The 19,058-nt window shown below is 68.4% G+C and carries 7 protein-coding genes and 1 pseudogene; 5 read left to right on the top strand and 3 right to left on the bottom strand.

All coding sequences use genetic code 11. The annotated features are described in order from the left end of the window. Nucleotides 1-550, top strand: a 550-nt coding sequence (locus tag ACIP82_RS35985) for a tyrosine-type recombinase/integrase (RefSeq protein ID WP_400659738.1), incomplete at its 5' end; no start/stop codon positions are given. A 75-nt stretch (nucleotides 551-625) separates the two neighbouring features. On the opposite strand, the gene ACIP82_RS35980 is transcribed toward ACIP82_RS35985, so the two are convergent. Next, nucleotides 626-1,117: an Imm1 family immunity protein gene (locus ACIP82_RS35980; protein WP_400659735.1), complete on the bottom strand. Its 492-nt coding sequence runs from the start codon at nucleotides 1,115-1,117 to the stop codon at nucleotides 626-628. A 17-nt stretch (nucleotides 1,118-1,134) separates the two neighbouring features. Beyond that, on the bottom strand, nucleotides 1,135-8,352 hold the full coding sequence (locus tag ACIP82_RS35975) for a DddA-like double-stranded DNA deaminase toxin (protein ID WP_400659732.1): 7,218 nt from the start codon (nucleotides 8,350-8,352) through the stop codon (nucleotides 1,135-1,137). Between the two features lie 354 nt (nucleotides 8,353-8,706). On the opposite strand from ACIP82_RS35975, the gene ACIP82_RS35970 reads away from it, so the two are divergent. Further along, nucleotides 8,707-12,495 (top strand): ricin-type beta-trefoil lectin domain protein, encoded by a 3,789-nt coding sequence (locus tag ACIP82_RS35970; RefSeq protein ID WP_400659729.1) that lies wholly within the window; start codon nucleotides 8,707-8,709, stop codon nucleotides 12,493-12,495. A gap of 1,956 nt (nucleotides 12,496-14,451) precedes the next feature. Continuing rightward, nucleotides 14,452-14,949 (top strand): annotated as a pseudogene (locus ACIP82_RS35965) (helix-turn-helix domain-containing protein); the annotation flags it as partial. Nucleotides 14,950-15,055: 106 nt separating this feature from the next. Here ACIP82_RS35965 and ACIP82_RS35960 read toward each other — a convergent pair. Beyond that, the gene (locus tag ACIP82_RS35960) at nucleotides 15,056-15,484 is read right to left on the bottom strand and encodes a winged helix-turn-helix transcriptional regulator (RefSeq protein ID WP_400659727.1); all 429 of its coding nucleotides are present in this window, start codon (nucleotides 15,482-15,484) and stop codon (nucleotides 15,056-15,058) included. Between the two features lie 123 nt (nucleotides 15,485-15,607). Here ACIP82_RS35960 and ACIP82_RS35955 point away from each other — a divergent pair, with 123 nt between their 5' ends. Next, on the top strand, nucleotides 15,608-17,092 hold the full coding sequence (locus ACIP82_RS35955) for an MFS transporter (RefSeq protein ID WP_363614070.1): 1,485 nt from the start codon (nucleotides 15,608-15,610) through the stop codon (nucleotides 17,090-17,092). Between the two features lie 319 nt (nucleotides 17,093-17,411). Continuing rightward, entirely contained in the window at nucleotides 17,412-19,058 is a 1,647-nt protein-coding gene (locus ACIP82_RS35950; RefSeq protein ID WP_363614068.1) for an ABC transporter substrate-binding protein, read from the top strand.

The following is a 19,058-nucleotide window of genomic DNA, read 5'->3' as shown; positions in this document are numbered from 1 at the left end:
CTGCCGAGTACGAAGCCGCCTACTACAGCCAACAGCAGCCAAACCTGCAGGTCACAGCAACAATCTAGAGTCTCTGCAGAACCCGCAGCGGTTCACCGAACGCCGCATCGCCTTCCCGGCCCCCTGTCTGTTCTCACTCCGCGCCCACCGCAAGCAGCAGGCCCAGGAGAAGGAGAAGGCCGGCGCGGGCTGGGTAGAAAGCGGCCACGTCTTCACCCGGCCCGACGGTCACCCCATTGAGCCGGCCACCCTCACCCGCCACTTCAAGGCCCTGCTCCGCCGTGCTCACCTCCGGCAGATCCGATTCCACGACTTGAGGCACTCGACTGCGACCCTCCTGCTCGAACAGGGCGTCGAACTCGTTGTCATCAAGGAACTCCTCGGTCACGCCCACATTGGCGTCACTGCCACCGTCTACGCACACGTCCGGCTCCGCCTCCAGCACGACGCCATCGACCTCCTCGGCCGCACCCTCGGCAAGCCCTCCGAGGCCGCCACCGACCCCGACGACGGCGACGAGCCACCGCTTTGTGCAGCACCCGTCCGCTGACGTTGCCGTCAACTACTGCCGTCAAGACGCCAAGTGGCCCCACCGGAAACAATCCGGTGGGGCCACTTCTATTTGCTACTCACCTTCGGGGAGACGATATCCGTTCATGTATCCGCGAACCCAGTAAATACACTCTGGACGGTTTCCCGTGCCCGTCCGACAGAACTCTTCAAGAGCTGCGCGCACCTCGGAGATCGGCAGGCAGCTTCTCGGGTCGTGGAACCTTGGTTCACCCGGATCGGATACAACTCGCGGGTCAAAGCTCGGCGGGTTCAGATTGTCCGATACCCAGACATGGTCAAACACCCCACCCCTAACCGGGTGATCGTCACTGACGAACCAGATTAGGGCCCCAAAGCCAGTCAATGAGTTGACTGCGACATGGAGAAAGTTGTTTGGCGCGTCAGTGCCACCGGCGTAACGCCTGTCGGAAAACATGAAACGTGCATCATCCCCCGGGCTGTAGTACGGGGAATTGCTCTCCGATTCGAGGTTCTTGATGGCCTCATCGATCAGAAGTGCCATCTCAGGCCACGTCTCGGCGTAGTGCCACTTGCGATTGATCATGGCATTGAGAATCAAGTCTAACCAACCCCTCTAAGGATCACCGGCTCGGTTGCCCCTGGATAGAATACTCGCATGGTCTGACCGCTCCGCAGAATCGCCGGGACCGCTGCCGTGCATCCAAATGGAACGGGGCAAACACCCTTAGGGTTATTGATCACCACATCCGCGCTTGTCACTTCGGGGCGACCCCTCATCGCCCATGCGATCTTTGCCTCAACATGCGTGGCTGCGGCATGCGGTCCACTACGGGGGTTTGTGATATTAGGGGAATCCGCAAGGAAGTCCGCAATCTCCCTCCAGGATCCAGTCTCTCCACTCATCACTGGCGCGCCGATCTTGGTTCCGGCGGCGTCAACAACCTGACCCGTTGTGATGTGACTTCCAAGGCCGGCCGCAACCTCGTCGTAAGGCTCCCCGCAATTGTGAACCAGGACCGGCGTGGTCCCCGCCAGAACATAGTACGTGTGGAGGTCGGCGACGGTGAGGTCGTGTGCTTCCTGGGGCTGTGTGGTGTAGGTGCGGGTGGAGAGGACGGTGAGGGTGTTGCCGCCTGCGGTCAGCAGGTGGTCGCCTACCGTGAGGTCCTTGGCTGGGGTCCAGCGGTGGGTTGTTTCGTCCCAGTAGGGGTGGTGTGAGGTGGAGACCAGGGGCTGGGCGGGCGTGTTGGTGGTGGCCTGTTCGGTGGCGCCGATGGTGAGTTCGGTGAACTCGGTGTCGTCCGGTGTCACGATTTTCGCGGTGACCGTTTTGCCGAGTGTTGTGTCGGTCTCCGGGGCGGTTGCCTGGACGGCATCGCCGGGCTGGACCTCGCCGATCTTCTTGGTGCTGCCATCGGCCATGAGGACGAGGGTTTCGGGCGGGAAACTGTGCTTTCTCTCACAATCGACAACCGCCTCAATCGCGTTGTCGACTTTGTTCTTAAGGTGGCCTGCCTTGAGGGCGTCACCGCCGATGGGGGCGAACCCGACGAGGTCCCAGGCGACCTCCTTCCATTGGCCTTGTGCGGCGTGCAGTCCGACGGAGGCGACATCGCCGACGACACCGACTACAGGAATGACGCTGAAACCCTCCGCGCCCTCGGTGAGTCTCTCCAGCAAGGACTTCTTCTTGACGCCGGTGTCCCAGCCCCACATCGAGGCGTTGTTCTTGCCGACCTGTTCCCGGATCCAGTTGCGTTGCTGGTTCGGGTAGAGCGTGGCCGACAGGGTCTGCTGGTAGTAGCGCTCCTGGGTGTGGGAGGAGGTGTAGGTCGAGGTGGTCTCGGCGGCGTTGCTCATGGTGATGGTGCCGCCGTGGCAGTTGTAGAGCTTGCCGCACTCCTCCGAGGCGAGGCCGCTGGGGTCGCTCAGGTTGACGGGGTCGTTCTCGCTGTAGCCGTATCCGTTCCACTGCTGTGGGTTGGCCGGATTGAGGATCGGGTCGGGGCTGATGAAGCGGCCGGTGCTGGGGTCGTACTGGCGTGCTCCGAGGTTGGTGAGGCCTGTGGTGTCGTCCTTGCTGCCGCCGACGAAGCCCTTGGTTCCGGCCCATGCGCTGGTTGCGGGTTGGGTGCCGCGGGGGTTTCCGAAGGGGTCGGTGGGGCGGCGGGTGACGGGCTGGCCTGCGGTGGTGTTGATCTGGAGGTTGTTGGTGCCGTGGGGGTCGGAGGACTGGATGAGGACCCTGCCGCCGCCGATAAGGGCGGTGAGCCGGGTGTAGGTGAGGCCGCCGGGTGCGCTGATGGAGCGGACGTTGCTCATCGAGCCGGTGGCCGTGTCGAGGGTGAGCTCGTCGGTGGGCAGGTTGAGGGTGGTCGTGCCGGGGTTGCGGCGGATGAGCTGGTTGCCGTCCGCGTCGTAGAGGTAGGTGGTGGCGCCGGCCTGGCCGGTCTTGGCGAGGGAGTCGAGCTTGTCCTCACCGTTCCAGGTCAGGGTGGTGGTGCCGCCGGTGTCGGTGATGGCGGTGGTGTTGCCCTTGGCGTCGTACTGGTAGGTGACGGCCTTTTTCCCGCCGAGGTTCTGGGTGGTGGAGGTGAGGAGGGCGTGGGGGCCGCCGGTTCCGCCGCCGGTGTTGGGTGCGTTGGTGGGGGTGTTGGGGCTCTTGGCGGTTCCGAAGGTCTGGGTGGTGGTGGTGTCGTTGCTGCTGTTGCCGGTGATGTCGTGCTGGACGAGGCCGGTACGGTTGCCGGTGGCGTCGTAGGTGTAGGTGTTCCAGTAGGGGGCGGGGCCGCCTACGGTGCGGCCGCCGGGGCTGACGACGGCGGGTCCGTTGGCGTTGTTGCAACTACCGGTGCCGGGGACGGTGGTGGAGCTGCCGGTGCCGTGGACGGTTCCGGAGGAGTCGGTCCAGTCGGCGGTGGTGTGGGTGCCCGCGGTGTCGGTCCAGGCGTTGGTCAGCCGGCCGAGGTGGTCATAGGTGAAGCACTGGGTGTCGGTGCTGGCGGCGTCCTGGCGGTCGGTGATCGAGGTGATGCGGCCGGAGGGGGTGTAGGTGTAGCTGGTCTGGTCGACGGCGGTGGTGCCGAGTTGCTTGTCGATGAAGGAGTTGATGACCCGGCCGGTGGCCCAGTCGTACTGCTGGGTGGAGATGACCTGCTTGCCGTACTCGCCGACGGTTGTGCGGACGGGGCGGGCGAGCGCGTCGTATTCGGCCTTGGCGATGACAGCCTTGCCGAGGCTGGTGGCTCCGGTGAGCAGGCCGGTGATGGTGCGGCCGTAGCTGACGGTTTCGGCTGCCAGGCCGCCGGCGGCGGGGATACCGACAGTCTTGAGGGAGCCGATGACCGGGCTGTAGGTGTTGGTGGTGGTGTAGGTCCCGGCGAGCGCCCCTTCGGCCGCGGGGATGGTGACGGAGCTGCCAAGCGGCCGGTAGGCGGTGTCGTAGCCGGTCACGGCCGAGGTGTAGGCCGCACCGGAGGCACCTCCGACATAGCGGGTCGAGGAGGTCGCCTGCCCCTTGACGAGCGTGTCGTAGGTCCAGGACGCCAGCTGATTCGCGGGGGCGATGCTGCCGTTGTAGCTGCCGGTCTTTCGGCCGAGCAGGTCGTAGGTGTAGGCGAGGGTGCCGCCCTTGGCATCCGTGGTGTGGTCGATGCGCGAGTTGGCGTCGTAGAACGTCTGGGTCACACCGGTGTCCGGGTCGGACGCGGAGACCTGTCGGCCGCGGAGGTCGTAGGTGTAGTTCCAGGTGTTGCCGCTGCTGTCCTTGCGCTGGGACGTCAGGCCGGTGGCGGTGTAGCCGTAAGTGGTGGTGTCCGCGTCAGCGGGGTTTCCCGTCGCGATGGCCGTGCGGTACTGCCACGCCGCGGTCGTGCGACCGCGGGCGTCGGTCACGGTGGAGATCGGTGTCGAGCCGCTGGGCGGGGTGACGTCGGTACGGTCCGCGCCCGGGTAGGCGGTGGTGGTGGCCCACTGGAGGTTTCCGTAGGAGCGGAATTCCGAGCGGACGACGCGGCCGTTGCCGTCGTAGGTGTTCCACGTCTGGCCGGGTACCTGGCCGTCGGCTGCCGGAACGAAGATGGACTCGGTGGGGAAGGATCCCTGTTCGTAGTACGGACTGGAGGTCTTGATGGCCCAGCCGTGCGTGTCGTAGACGGTGTCGGTGATCAGCCGCCCGGCCGGCTTGGCGCTACTGGTGCTCTGGCTCTGTCGGGGACGGCCCAGGCCGTCGAGGATGTCGATGCTCACGGAGTACGTCACCGCGTCGTCGCGGAGCGACTCGCTTGTGACAGCGGATGGCCTTGTGGAGCCATTCATGGAGTAGGTGAACTTCTGGCTCGGGTACTCAGTCGTCGGCCGGTCCGGTGCCCACACAGCGGTGACTCGCCCCAGAGCGTCGTACTGCGCCGTGGTGACGCGGTCGTTGATGTCCTTGGTGGTCAGGGGTGAGCCGCGGGCAGGGTCCTTGGTGACGGTGGTGGCCCAGCCGGCGCCCAGGGGCCCGGTGGTCCGTACCTCGGTCGGCAGAGCGCCGGAGGCCGGGGCGAGGGCGACGGTCGTCACGGCGGGGGTGACCGAGGGACCGGTCAGCTGGGCACCGTTGCGGTCGTAGGTCGATCCGTCGGTGGTCGCCGCCGAAGTGCTCCGCCCGTAGGCGTCGAAGGCCGCACTGCCGTTGTGAGCATAGACGGGGCTTCCGGCCTGGTCGAAGTGGTCGAGGACCTGGGAGCTGGTCGGGTTGCCGGTCACGCCGGCCTGCTTGAACGCCTTGCCGTCGTAGAGGGTGCGGGTACCGGAGATGGTGTTGGCGGCCGTGGGATCGGGACCGCAGGGGCCCTGGATCGCGATCTGCTCCGAGACGAGCGTGAGCTGCTGCGGGTTGTCGCTGGTCGCGTACTTGGTGGTGGTACACGTCTCGGGGGTGGCGGCGGTGCCGTCACCCTTGTCGTTGACCTGGATGACGCGGTTGCCGTGGGCCGGGTCGGTGGTGGTGACCCCGGTGGCGGTGCGCCAGGTGCCGTCGGCGAGCTTGGCCTTGGAGATCGCTGTCTCCTGCGACTCCGGGTAGCGGGCGTAGATCTTCGGCGCGCCCGCGCTCTGGGCGTGGGTGGCGGGAAGCGTCTCGCTCTGTCCGCTGTAGGTGCTGCCGGATATGGCCTTGACCAATCCGCCGGCCTTGTCGTAGACCTCGGTGGCGACGACGCGGCCACTCATCCAGTCGCTGTCGGTGACGGTGCCACCCAGGGGGCTGGCGACCTGGACGCTGCGCTGGCTGGTGCCGTTTGCGAGGTAGTCGCCGTCCATGCCGCGCAGGTAGGTGACGGTCTGCTGGGTCTTGGGAGCCTCGCTGGCCGAGCCGCTGCCGGTGGTGATGGTCACCGACTGGTAGCCGCGGAAGCCGTCCCAGGTGCGGGTCTTGGGGTCGGTGAACTCGGCGTCGTTGCGGTGCCAGGCGGCACCGCCGTTGTACGTGTACTCGGTGGTCTTGCCGACGGCGGGGCTGCTGACCAGGTCCTGCTCGGTGACGGTCTTAACGAGCGGTTTGTTGAACCAGTCCTCGACCGGGTCCGGGGAGGTCTGGCCGGGCAGGGGGGACGTGCCGGGCAGGTACCACTTGACCGGCATACAGGCCATCGAGTTGCTGTCCGCGGAGGCGGGCATGTGGTTGTTGACGCGGGAGCACTCGGGGCCGGTGTAGACGACGTTGATCCGCCCACCGGTCTCGGTCTCGATCGCGATGATGCGCGGGCGCATGAACATGTGCGCAGGGACCTGGTTGCCGTCGACGCGGTTGGGCATCATGGTGTAGCCGAACTTCACCAGCGGAAGGTTCTCGATCGGTGCCTGGCCGTTGCTCGGGACGCGCTGGATGGAGTCGAGCTGGAGTGTGCGAGGGGTGCTGTCGCCGGGGTAGGGGAGGCCCTGGTTCAGTTTCCAGGTGTCAACGGTGCGGTAGGCGGCGTTCACCAGGACCTGGGTGGTGATCTCGGTCAGGCGCTTGGTGCTGAAGAACGTCGGCGCGTAGTTGGTACACGGGCTGCCGGTGCAGATCTGGTCGATCGGCACGTCGGGCCAGTCGCTGCTGGTGCGCTGGTCCTCGGCGCAGGTCGTCGTGCCGGAGGGTATGCAGCGCTCCGCGACGTTGAAGACAACCTTGGCGGCCGGGTTGAGTGCGCCCTTGGCGGCCTTCTGGTCGTCCAGGCGCTGGCCGTAGCCGATCTCGCGCAGGTAACCGGCACGCTGGTAGTCGGTGAGGGTGCCGTTGCCGCCGCTCGGGACAAAGCCGCGGTTGTACTTGTTGCCCTCGGTGGCGTACTTGTACGTGGTCAGGTTGCCGTGGGTGTCGACGACGTAGTCGAGTTGCCAGCGCCAGGCCATCTGGCACCACGAGTTCTTGGCCGTGCCGGAGTTGTAGCAGGGGTCGCCGCTGTTGGGCGAGTACACGGGTGTGGTCAGGACGGATTTTGCGGCGGGGTCGGTGCCGTCGCCGTCGGGAAGATGGTTGCGGCCGAAGTAGTACTGGACACCGTCGGTGGTGGTGATCCGCCAGTACTCCATGCCCTGGTAGTCGGTGTCGCCGGCCGCCTTGGGCGCGCCGGTCAGCTGCTCGACCTTGGAACCGTCGTCGTTCTGCAGGTGCCAGGTACCGGTGAGATCATCACGCACGATGGTCCCGGAGTGGCCGCCGAGGGCAAGGGTGGCGTTCTGGCCGCCCCAGCACTGGTCGGCCGAGCCGGTGATGCCGGCCTTGTCGCAGCTCCTGTAGGACCGCTCGATGTAGCCGGGCTCGTAGTCCCAGCCGTCACCGATCCACGAGGACTGGGAGTTCGTGGCCGAGGTCTTGCCGTCGACCCCGGCCGAGTTGTAGTTGAGCGTCACGGCCGGAGCCGCGCCACCCAGGGACGACGGAGTCTGAATCGGGTAGTTGTAGGTGAAGTTGCCTATGTTGGACCCGGAACTCCATGCCGCCGAGGGCGAGAGCGGCGTCGCGGTGTAGGTGCCCCCGGGACCGTACGGCACCGGAACCGACGCGAGCACCACCGGCGCACCTGCGCCGCTGGTCGCAGCCGGGGCAGGGGCGCCGGCGGTGGTGAACGAGGACTTCACCGCGCCGCCCTGTTCCTGGCCGGGCGTGGGCTGGGCAGCCGCGGCCGGGGGAAGGGTGACGTCGGCGGTCACCTTGCCACTGGCGTCGGTCCTGGAGGGCACGGGCGTCTGGGTGCGGCACTCGGCCCGCTCCGGCGTCGTCAGCGCGCAGGCCGGCAACGACACGAGCGTGGCACGGTCGGACCAGCCGGCCGCCTGCAGCGCCTTGAGATCGAGCGTGACGCTCGCGGTGCGCCCGTCACCCGTGGCCGCTGCGTCGGCGTCGCTCAGGGCGACGAGGGGCGAGGTGACGCCCGCCGCCTTGCCCATGTCCTGGCCGACCACCTGGACGGTGACCGTGTGCGCGCTCTCGCCCCCGCCGGTACCCGGGGCGACCTGGACTGCCAGTGCCCCGGCCTTGGAACCTGTTGCCCCGCTGGATGCGGGTGAGGCGCCGCCGGTCGCGGAGCGGGCGGCCTTCGCCTCGGCGCTGTCGGCGCCGAGCGTCACAGTCTCGGTCCCCGTGACCACCGGCGTCGCCGGTTCCGGCTTCCAGTCGGCCGGCTTGCTCACCGGCTCGGCAGCTCGCGGCCGCACGTCGCGACCCTTGACCGAGACGGTTCCGTCGCCCAGCGGTGTGTTCGGAGGGGTCCACACCTCCCCTTCCGGCTCGGGGAACGTCCATGCCGCCGCGGGCGGCACGGCGACTCCCGTCATTGCCAGGGCGACCATGGCCGCCACCGCGGGTGACCGCCACCGTCCTCCCGCTGGTCTTCCCGCCCGTTTACGGGCACGCCAAACCCTCACTGTGACAGCTCCCCACTCATTGTCGACACAACGTCATATGGACACAGCCGTGCCATGGTCGGTGTGACGATAGGTGAGCAAGTGAGGGCGCCGCCAGATCGTTCGACCACCATGCATACGATGTTTATGGATTCTTGACCTGGCAATCCGGGCCGCAATGAGACAACTCCACACAAGACGGCAAAGGGTTTGACCTGGCTGTAGGTCAGGCCGCATCGTTCCGACCCGAACGCTGCCTCGCAAAGGGGCCGCAGACCGGGAGGGGCTCACAGAAGCACCATGTCAACCACATCGCGCACACTCACGAACACGCCGCCGCCACCGTCCATACGTAGACGTGCGACTCGCCTGGCCGCGCTCGGCACCAGCTGCATCCTGAGCCTCGGCCTTCTCGCGGCGCCCGCCACGGTGGCGGCCGACACCACCACCCCGCCCTCGCACGGGCCGGTGGGCGGGGTGCTGCCCGTCGTCCCGTCGATACCCGCACCGCCGCGTACGCCGCTTCAGCAGGCGATGCTCGACGCCATCGCCACGGCCAGGTCGACGGGCAAGCCGGTCGTCGTGGACGCGATGACCGACGAAGCGTCAAAGACCCTGGCCAATCCCGACGGCACGCTGACGACGACTGACAACGCCCTGCCCGTGCGGACCGAGCGCGACGGTGCGTGGGCCGAGATCGACTCCACCCTCCGGGCGAACGCGGACGGCACCGTCAGCCCCGCCGTCGCGAGCACCGCGCTGACGCTCTCCGGCGGCGGCGCCGGAGCGATGGCCACCGTCTCCACGTCGGACGGCAAGAAGCTGTCCGTCAACGCGCCGTTCACCCTGCCCGCGCCGACGCTGCACGGGGCCACCGCCACCTACGCGAACGTGCTGCCCGGCGTCGACCTGCAGCTGACCGCGCTCCCGGTCGGCGGATGGCGCGACGTGATCGTCGTCCACACGCCCGAGGCCGCTGCCAACCCGGCACTGAAGACCCTGCGCTTCCCGATCGACGCCCAAGGGCTCACCGTCTCCTCCGACGACCACGGGCGCATCGACGTCAAGGACGACACGGGCGCTCTGCGCTTCCGTTCGCCCGCGCCGCTGCAGTGGGACTCCTCCGGGCCTGCGGCCGGCAGTTCACCTGCCATCGCGCTCAAACCGGCCCAGCCCGCCGCTGCCGCGGCCCCGGCAGCCGACCCCGCGCCCGCAGGCGGTGCACCGTCGACGGCCGAAGCGCCGGGAGACGGCGCGAACGTCGCTCTCATCGGCAGCAAAGTCACCGGCAACGCGATCGAACTGACACCAAATCAGGAGGCGCTCGGTTCCGGCACCGGTCCCTGGTACCTCGACCCGTCTCTGACCGCTGTCACCAGCTACACCCAGAGCTCGGCCGAGGTCCAGGAGAACCACGAGACCGCGGAGAACTTCAACAAGAAGTCCAATCTCTCCACCGGCTACTGCGGCTACAAGAGCAGCGACCCCAGCATCGACTGCGGCAAACTCGGCCGCCAGCGCGCCTACTTCCAGTTCAACGTCAACCCCGCCATCTACACCGTCGTCAGCGGCGCCGGATCCCCGCCGACGCTGTTCACCTCCACCTTCAACGGCCAGGTCACCGGCGCCTCCAGCCCCGGCACCAACACCCCGCTCGTGGCGTACTGGGCCCCCACCGGCATCGACGAGCACACCAGCTGGAACCGCCAGCCCTGCGGAACCAACGGCAACATGGTGATGGAGGGCTGCACGCCGGTAAACGGCCAGTGGATCACCGGCACCGGGCCACTCGCCATGGACGTCACCGACATGATGAAGCGCGCCGCCGCCGGCAAGTGGGCCACCTGGACCATCGGCATCGCCCCTGAGACCAGCGAGTGGGAGAAGCTCTACCGCCACGCCATCGCCAGCAACCCCAGCGTCACCACCACCTACGACATCACCCCCACCATCTGGTACCCGCGCACCAGCCCCGCCCCGGGCTTCGCGAGCAACAACACCAAGGCCGAATGCACCAGCGGCGGCGCCAACCCCTGGGACAACCCCGGCTGGGTCGGCAGCAACCAGAACATCTACCTCACCGCCAACAGCTGGTCCCCCACCGGACAGAGCCTCTACACCAGCTACCAGATGTGGGACGACAACGACCCCAACTTCAGGTACGTGGACGGCCGCTGGGGCGGAAGCTACAACAACCCGGCCGAGTGGGTCTCGCCCGGCTCACTGTCCGACGGCCACCAGTACGGCTGGCTCGCCCGCGCCACCGACGACATCCTCACCTCGCCCAACAGCGCCTGGTGCTATTTTCGCGTCGACAAGACCAACCCGCGCGTCAGCATCAGCTCCACCGACTTCCCGCCCTCCGGCACCCCCAACCCCAACCCGGCCAAGTACATGAACGACCCGGGCACATTCACCATCAACGCCGAGGACCCCGCCCCGGGGCCGGGCCTGCGGGCCTCCGGCGTCGCCTGCATCCGGGTCAGCACCGACTCGACGCCTGTCACCGGCTGGCGCTGCGGCCAGGCCGACACCCTCGCCCCCGGCCAGCCCTACACCTACAAGCCCAAGGACTGGGGCACCAAAACCCTCTACGCCTGGGCCATGGACAACGCCGGCAACTACAGCCAGTCCGCCGTCTACAACTTCTACGTCCCCTGGCGCCCCGACACCCAGCCCCTGTTCGGCGACGTCGACAACGACCAGAAGCCCGACGTCATCACCGTCGACAAGAGCGGCGACCTGCGGGTCATCGGCGGCACCACCGACCCCACCACCTCCCTCGCCGCACCCGCGGCGGCCGCACCCGGCAACCGCGACTACCACACCACCTGGGCCGACTTCCAGGTCAGCCACCACGGCACCTTCGCACCCGGCCAGGCCGTCGACGAGATCATCGCCCACTACAACAAGGACACCACCTCCAGACTGCGCGAAGTCCTCTACCTGATTCCCAACAACGGCACCGGACGCTTCGACACCCTCACACCCGTCGCACTCAACCGCCCCGCCTGCACCACCTACGGAACCGGAGCGCCCTGCCCCGGCTATAACCAGAACAACTGGAGCAACGCCTCCCAGGTCATCGCCTTCGGCACACCCGACGGCGAGGCAGTCGGCGGTGAACCGGGCAACGAAACCCACCAGGTCATCATGACCCAGACCTCCATCCTCACCCTGGAGAACAACAACCTCTACCTGTTCCAGCCCAACGGACTCCAGGACGGCCTGGACGCCGCCACCTTCATCCCCGCCGCATCCGGCACCTGGACCGATCTCGAGCTGATCAACCCGGGTGCCGCCAACGGCGCCACCACCATCCCCGGCACCACCGACCCCACCCACCAGGCCACCCTCTGGGCGCGGAACCGCACCACCGGCGACCTCTACGCCTACCCACTCGGCTGGAAGGCCGACGGAACCGTCGACTACACCGCACTGACCAAGCCAGGCCAGGGAATCAAGCTGGCCGCCGGCCAGGCACTGAAGGCCGCCGACCACCCCCGCATCGGCGCCGGCGACCTCAACAACGACGGAACCGCCGACCTCTGGGTCATCGACAACACCAACGCGATCGCGATCTTCCCCGGCAAGAGCAGCCCCGGCTCCAAGGGCAAGGTCACCGCCTTCGCCGACCCGGCCTTCGCCGGCTACTCCGACTCCAGCGTCACCATCCACTCCAACCGCGTGGACTGGCTCTGCGCCGACAACACGGGCGGACCCTACGAAGGCGCCGAACTCTCCGTGTACGCCTGCTGGCAGACCATCAACCAGAGGTTCAACTTCGCCATCGACGGCACCGTCCGCGCCGGAAGCTGGTGCGTGTCCACCAAGAACAACGCCCTCGCCAACGGCACCCGCGTGGTCCTCTCCAGGTGCGTGGGCAACAACGGCCAGAAGTGGGCCGTCCGCCCCGACGGCCGCATCTACCTCCCCGCCACCGTCGACCCGGTCAACAGCCCCGGCGGAAAGTGCCTCGAACTCCCCGGCTGGGCCACCGAACAGGGAACCCGCCTCGGCATCTGGGACTGCCCCACCCTGCAGAACAACCAGCAGTGGACCCTCACCTACGAGAAGCACGCCCCCTGAGACGGCAGCCGTCCCAAGAAGTGAACTGACATAGCACCCAGCCGTAGGGGCGGGACCCGGGCTAGCCCCGAATCCCGCCCCTACGCGCTGCGGCAGCTACGCCTGGAATAGCCGCAGGAGTTGCGGAAGGCCCGCAGAGACGTCGTCGCAGCGGAAATGTCCCACCACAGGGCGGACCTGATGGTGTACCGGCGCTACGGAGAGCACTTGCTGGAGCCGGCCGCGCCGGTTGCCAATAACTGCGGTACTGCCCGGGTTCGGCAGCCCGCGGCGGCAGGGTCCACGGCCTGCCCGGCGCGGCGGACGGTCCGTGAGCCCCTGGTACAGGCTTCAAACGAGGTACGAGGGCTGTACCGCGAGCTTGACGCCCCTCTCCTCGAGCCGGGCGAGGGCCATTCCGTGGAGCTCCAGCACTACATTGCATACCTCTGGCGGCGAAACTTCGCCTGCGTCCTGGGGCCCCTGCCACAGAACCTCGCGGTGTTCCTGCGCGTCGACCCGGCGACGTGAAAAGCCGTTGTCGTACCGTGCAGTTCACTTGGCAGCCGAACGCGGGTTCCCGGTGCTATCCCGGTCGGGTGATCTTCCGGTGGTCTGGGCATGAAGGCAGGGCCTCCTGCACAGCTCGTGGGTGTTGAAGCCCGAGTAGTACCCGGAGGCCCTGTTGTCACAGCGCTTCAAGTAATGTCGCCAGTCAGAGCCTCGCAGCTCTGGCTTCTTTGTTGCCCAACTGTACCGGTGGTACACATGAGTTGGGATTTCTCAACAGGAGCGACGCGGCGACAAGCCGACATTCCATCAGTGTTCACTTTGCACACAAGCGCCCGTTCTGACCCATGAGAGCCCATCGCATGTGGTCCCAAAGTGGCCCCAGGGACGGGACACCCCTCCCCGGCTACCGCCAGCGACCGGGATCTGTCACCCATTCAGCGAACGCCGCCGCGAGAGCCCGACGACCATGGAGGAGTCGACGGTGCGGGTCGGCTCACCAGGCCGGCAGCTGCGGACGGATCACGGTCGCATACCCACCGGATCCGGATCGCGATCTTCCACGCGGTGTGTCGCCTGGAGCGTGTCTCTCCCGATCGGTCCCGCCGTGCCTCCCGCCCCTGCCCGCGCGCTCTGCCGATACGCCGATCCGCCGGCGGAACCTTGGACCCGGAACATCTACCAGGTGTGGTCCCCAGTCTGTCCCCCAAGACCGTGCCATCTGAGCGCTACTTGGAAAGGCGCAACCGCTGCTCGTCGACTGGCCCTCCGGGTACGGAGCAGCCCCACTGAGTAGGGAGAGGCCCAAGATCCGGCCAAGCAAGTTGTGCCAGGCCCCACTTCGAGCCGCTAACGCCATGGGGTACGTCACGGCGCCTGAAGAGATCAACCAACAGCGGACGGCGGATCGGGTCGAACCCACCCCCCTATCGTCGCCTTCGGATACAGCTCCAAGGCGTGCCAGACCGCCTCGGACTGATCCGGCAGACGCCGCCCGGCCTTCTGGCGGCCGCCGCACCGATCGGAACCGGCCCAGCCTGACCACCCCGCTCGGCGTCGCCGCCTTCACTGCCGCAACCGCGCGGAAACGGCTCGGGCAGGCCAACTGACCACCGGCAGCCCCCAGGGCCACGTACGCCCCGCAAACCTCGAACCGCTCTTCTGCTCCTCAAAGGGGCGATGACGACGAGCACGTCATGGTGGGCTGGGACGGTCAGTCGCAGTTGCTAACCCTCGAAGGGGCGATGAGGACCGGGCACCGCCGACCCGGCACTCTTGAGCACCCGCGTCCTCATCGCCCCTTCGAGGGGTAGCAACTACTGCGCCTGCGACGCCCGTCCGGCCGGCTGCCGGGTCCTCTGTCGGTAACGGGTGAATCGAGGGCCACGAACGGCGGATCAAAAGCGGGCCGTGCTGCGATCTCTTGATCATCCTGACTTCAATGCTCTGGAGTCAGGATAAGGAGAGGTGATCCGCGTGGAGGACTGGGCTGAGATTCGGCGGCTGCACCGGGCCGAGGGGTTGTCCGCCCGGGCTGTGGCCCGGCAGCTGGGGATCTCCCGTGGCACCGTGTCGCGGGCGCTGGCCTCGGACCGGCCGCCGAAGTACCAGCGTCCGCCGAGGGGATCGGCGGTCGACGCCGTGGAGCCAGCCATTCGTGAGCTGCTCAAACAGACTCCGACGACGCCAGTCACCGTGATCGCGGAGCGGATCGGCTGGGAGCGTGGGCTGACGATCCTGCGCGAACGGGTGCGCGAGCTGCGGTCGGCCTACCTTCCGGTGGACCCGGTATCGCGCACGGTCTACCAGCCTGGCGAGCTCGCGCAGTGCGATCTGTGGTTCCCGCCGGTGGACATCCCGCTGGGCTACGGCCAGTCCGGCCGCCCACCGGTTCTGGTGATCGTGTCGGGCTACTCGCGGGTGATCACCGCCGAGGAATTGCTCGCGTGGCCAGGGCAGTTGGTGGAGCTTGAGTTCTCCCAGCTGAACGCGGCCCTTGTCTCGGCGGAACGGGACACCGGAACGGAGGCGGCCTCGCGGCGTTCGCGAGCGGACTGGCGGAGGCCGGGCCTCAGAGGTCCCCGGTGCCCACCGCTGCCTGCTCCCGGTCGTAGGAGTCGCGCGAGCGGGCGATGGCGTCGCGGTGGCGCTCCGCCCAGGCGGTGAGGCCCTTGAGGGAGGCGTAGAGCTCGTCGGCCATCTCGGTGCCGCGGTACTCCACCTTGGGCGGCACGGTCGCGTAGACGGTGCGCTCGATCAGTCCGTCGCGTTCGAGGTTCCGCAGCGTCAGAGTGAGCATACGGCGGCTGATTCCGGGTACGGACCGTTCGAGTTCGGTGAAGCGGACCGGGCCGTGGCTGAGGTTGAGCAGGATCCCGATCGCCCACTTGCCGCTGATCCGGTTGAGCGCCTCCAGGACGGTGCACGCCTCGCGGGCGGGGGCCGGGTCGCCGCCGGCCTCCTCGATGTCCTCGATCACATCGCTGTTCCCCAGGAACATGAAAGTGCCTCCTTACGGTGGACTTGATGGTCACACATGATGGTCGCTGTAACAAGAAGTGCCCTCAGGGAGCGCGGGCGCCACCGGGCGCCCCTCCCGGGCCGTTCCCGAAGGACTCCTCCGATGACCACGCAAGCCCCGCCGTCCCTCCAGCCTTCCAGGTCACGCTGGTTGGCGCTGGGGGTCCTCTGCACCGGCAACCTGATGATCATCCTCGACGGTTCGATCGTGACCGTCGCCCTCCCGACCATCCAGACCGACCTCGGCTTCACCCAGTCCGGCCTGGCCTGGGTGGTCAACGCCTACCTCATCGCGTTCGCCGGGCTGCTGCTGCTCTCCGGCCGGCTGGGCGACCTGCTGGGCGGCAAGCGCGTCTTCAGCGCGGGCCTGGGCCTGTTCACGGTGGCCTCGCTGGCCTGCGGCCTGTCCTCCTCCTCGACGACGCTGGTGGCGTTCCGGTTCATCCAGGGGGTCGGCGGGGCGCTCGCCTCGGCCGTCGTCCTGGGCATGATCATCACCCTGTTCCCCGACGCCGGCGAGCGCGCCAAGGCACTGGCGGCGTACGCGTTCGTCTCCGCGGCCGGCGCCTCGCTGGGCCTGATCCTGGGCGGCGTGCTGACGCAGAGCTTCAGCTGGCCGTGGGTGTTCTACGTCAACGTGCCGATCGGCCTGGTGGCGCTCGTGCTGACGCAGAGCGTGGTGCCCGGCGGGAAGGGACTGGGGCTGCGCGAGGGCGCCGACCTGGTCGGTTCGGTGCTCGCCACCGGCGGTCTGATGCTGCTGGTCTACACGATCGTCAAGGCCGAGGAGTACACCTGGGGCGACGGCCGCACGCTGGGCCTGCTGGCCGGCTCGCTGGTGCTGCTGACCGGCTTCGTGGTCCGCCAGGCGTACGCGGCCAAGCCTCTGCTGCCGCTGCACATCTTCCGCTCCCGGGCGGTCTCCGGCGCCAACGGCATCATGGTCCTGATGGTCGCCGGCCTGTTCGGCTACCAGTTCTGCACCGCGCTGTACTTCCAGAACGTCCTGGGCTACGACGCGCTGAAGACCGGGCTCGCCTTCCTGCCCGCGCCGGTCACCATCGCGATCGTCTCGCTGGGCTTCGCGGTCAAGCTGAACCGGAAGTTCGGGCCCCGCCGGGTGCTGGTCGTCGGCCTGCTGCTGGTGGCTGCGGCGCTCGCGCTGCTGGCCCGGGTGCCGAGCGACGGAAGCTTCCTCGCCGACATCGTGCCGCCGTTCGTGCTGCTCGGCCTCGGCTTCGGCGCGGCCATGCCGGCGCTGATCGGCCAGGCCATGTCGGTCACCTCGCCCAACGACGCCGGCATCGCCTCCGGCCTGGTGAACACCACCCAGCAGGTCGGCGCCTCGATCGGCACCGCCGTGCTCGCCACGGTGGCCGCCTCCCGCACCGCGACACTGCTCGGCAAGGGCGACAGCAAGGTGGCGGCGCTCACCGGCGGCTTCCACCTCTCCTACGGACTCAGCGCCGTGTTCGTGGCGGTCGGCGTCCTGGTGGCCGCCTTCGTCCTGCGCAGCCCCGCGGACGGTGCCGAGAGCGCCCCCGGACCGGACCTCAAGTCTGCGGATTCCCCCGTGCCGCACATTTGACGGTCCCCGTGCGGCCGTTCCGGAAGGCCCCCCGGAACGGCCGCACCACCCTGACGGCGCGCACCGCCGCCGGGGCCGCACCGCACTCCGCACCACGTCAGAGCACGCCGGCCGAGCACACCCGCGAGCGTCCCGCCGCGAAACCCGCGGGCCCCGGAAAGGGCCCGCATAGGGGGACGGTCAGGGGGGTCGGATCCGGACGGAGCCAGCAGACTCGTCGCATCGTCCGCGGCCGGGGCCATCAGCGCCTGCCCCGCGGGGTGGGCGGGCCTTACGCCGCCCACCGTTCCCCCGCCTCGCGCAGGATCGAGAAGGACCCATGTACACCAGACGCCGTTTCCTCCGTCTCCCGGTCACCCTGACCGCCGCCGCCGTCATCGGCCCCGCCGTCCTCACGGCCTGCTCCGACTCCTCCGCCCCGCCCTCCGCGAAGAGCGGCGGCGGCACCCTGCGCTACGGCGCCGCCGTCGAACCCGACAGCTGGGACCCGCACGCCGCGTCCACCGCCGTCACCGGGCGGCTGCTGCGCCCGGTGCTGGAGTCGCTGGTCGCGATCGCCCCGGACGGGACCGTCAAGCCGTGGCTGGCCGATTCGTGGACGGTCTCGCCCGACGGCCTCACCTACACCTTCACCCTGCGCACCGGCGTGACCTTCAGCGACGGCACCCCGTTCGACGCGGCGGCCGTGAAGGCGAACTTCGACCACGTCACGGCGGCGAAGACGGCGTCCAAGCGGGCGGCCGGCCTGCTCGGCCCCTACAAGGAGACCGAGGTCGTCGACCCGCGCACGGTGGCCGTGCACCTGACCGCCCCTCACTCCTCGTTCCTCGGCTCGGCGGGGAGCACCTTCCTCGGCTTCCACTCCCCCGTCGCGCTGCGCGACCACGCGGGCGACCTCTCCTCCGGCGGCGCGTTCGTCGTCGGCACCGGCCCGTTCACCTTCGAGTCGGTGACGCCGGGCCAGCAGGCGGTGTTCAAGCGCCGGCCCGACTACAACTGGGCCCCGCCGACCGCCGCCCACCAGGGGCGGGCGAAGCTGGAGAGCATCGTCGTGCTGCTGCTGAAGGAGGACGCCTCCCGGGTCGGCGCCCTGACGTCCGGTCAGGTCGACGCCGCCGAGCTGATCCCCGCCAACCGGCTGGCCGGCCTGCGCGGCCAGAACGGCGTCCAGGTGGTCCGCAAGGCGGTCCCCGGCGTCCCCTACACCTACTACCTCAACACCGCCCGCGCGCCGTTCGACGACCCGCGCGCCCGGCAGGCCGTCCGGCACGCCATCGACTTCGCCGGGATCGTCAAGGGCATCTTCCAGGGCGAGTACGAGCAGGCCTGGGGGCCGCTGGCGCCCTCCACCCCCGGCGCCGAGCCGTCGTTCGCCAAGCCGGCCTGGGAGTACAGCAAGGAGAAGGCGGAGAAGCTGCTGGACGAGGCCGGCTGGACCGGGCGGGACGCCGAGGGCTACCGCACCAAGGACGGCAAGCGCCTCACCGCCGAGCAGCCGTACGTGCAGACCTTCGTCTCGGCCCAGAACCACACCTTCGACGTGGGCGTGCAGGACGCGCTGAAGCAGGTCGGCATCGAGCTGAAGCTGGTGCCGCTGGACTCCGCAGGCTCCACCGGGCGCACCGGCAAGGGCGACTACGACGTGTTCGCCTTCGCCTGGCAGGGCTCCGACCCGAGCCTGCTGGGCAGCCTCTACCACTCCAAGTCCCAGTTCGGGGGCGGCGGGGCGAACGGCAGCCGGGTCAAGGACGCCGAGATCGACGGCTGGCTGGACCAGGCCGAGGCGACCGTGGACGCCGCGCAGCGAGCCGAGCTGTACCGCAAGGTCCAGCGGAAGATCGTCGAGCAGGCGTACTCCTTCCCGGCCTACATCGCCACCATGGACGTCGCCCGGCACGGCAAGGTGAACGGGCTGGTCCTGGACGTCGACGCCAACCCCGACTTCTACGGCATCGGGGTGGCCTGA

The sequence above is a fragment of the Kitasatospora sp. NPDC088548 genome, assembly GCF_044753005.1.
Taxonomy (GTDB): Bacteria; Actinomycetota; Actinomycetes; order Streptomycetales; family Streptomycetaceae; genus Kitasatospora.
This window is presented reverse-complemented; position numbering and strand designations above follow the sequence as displayed.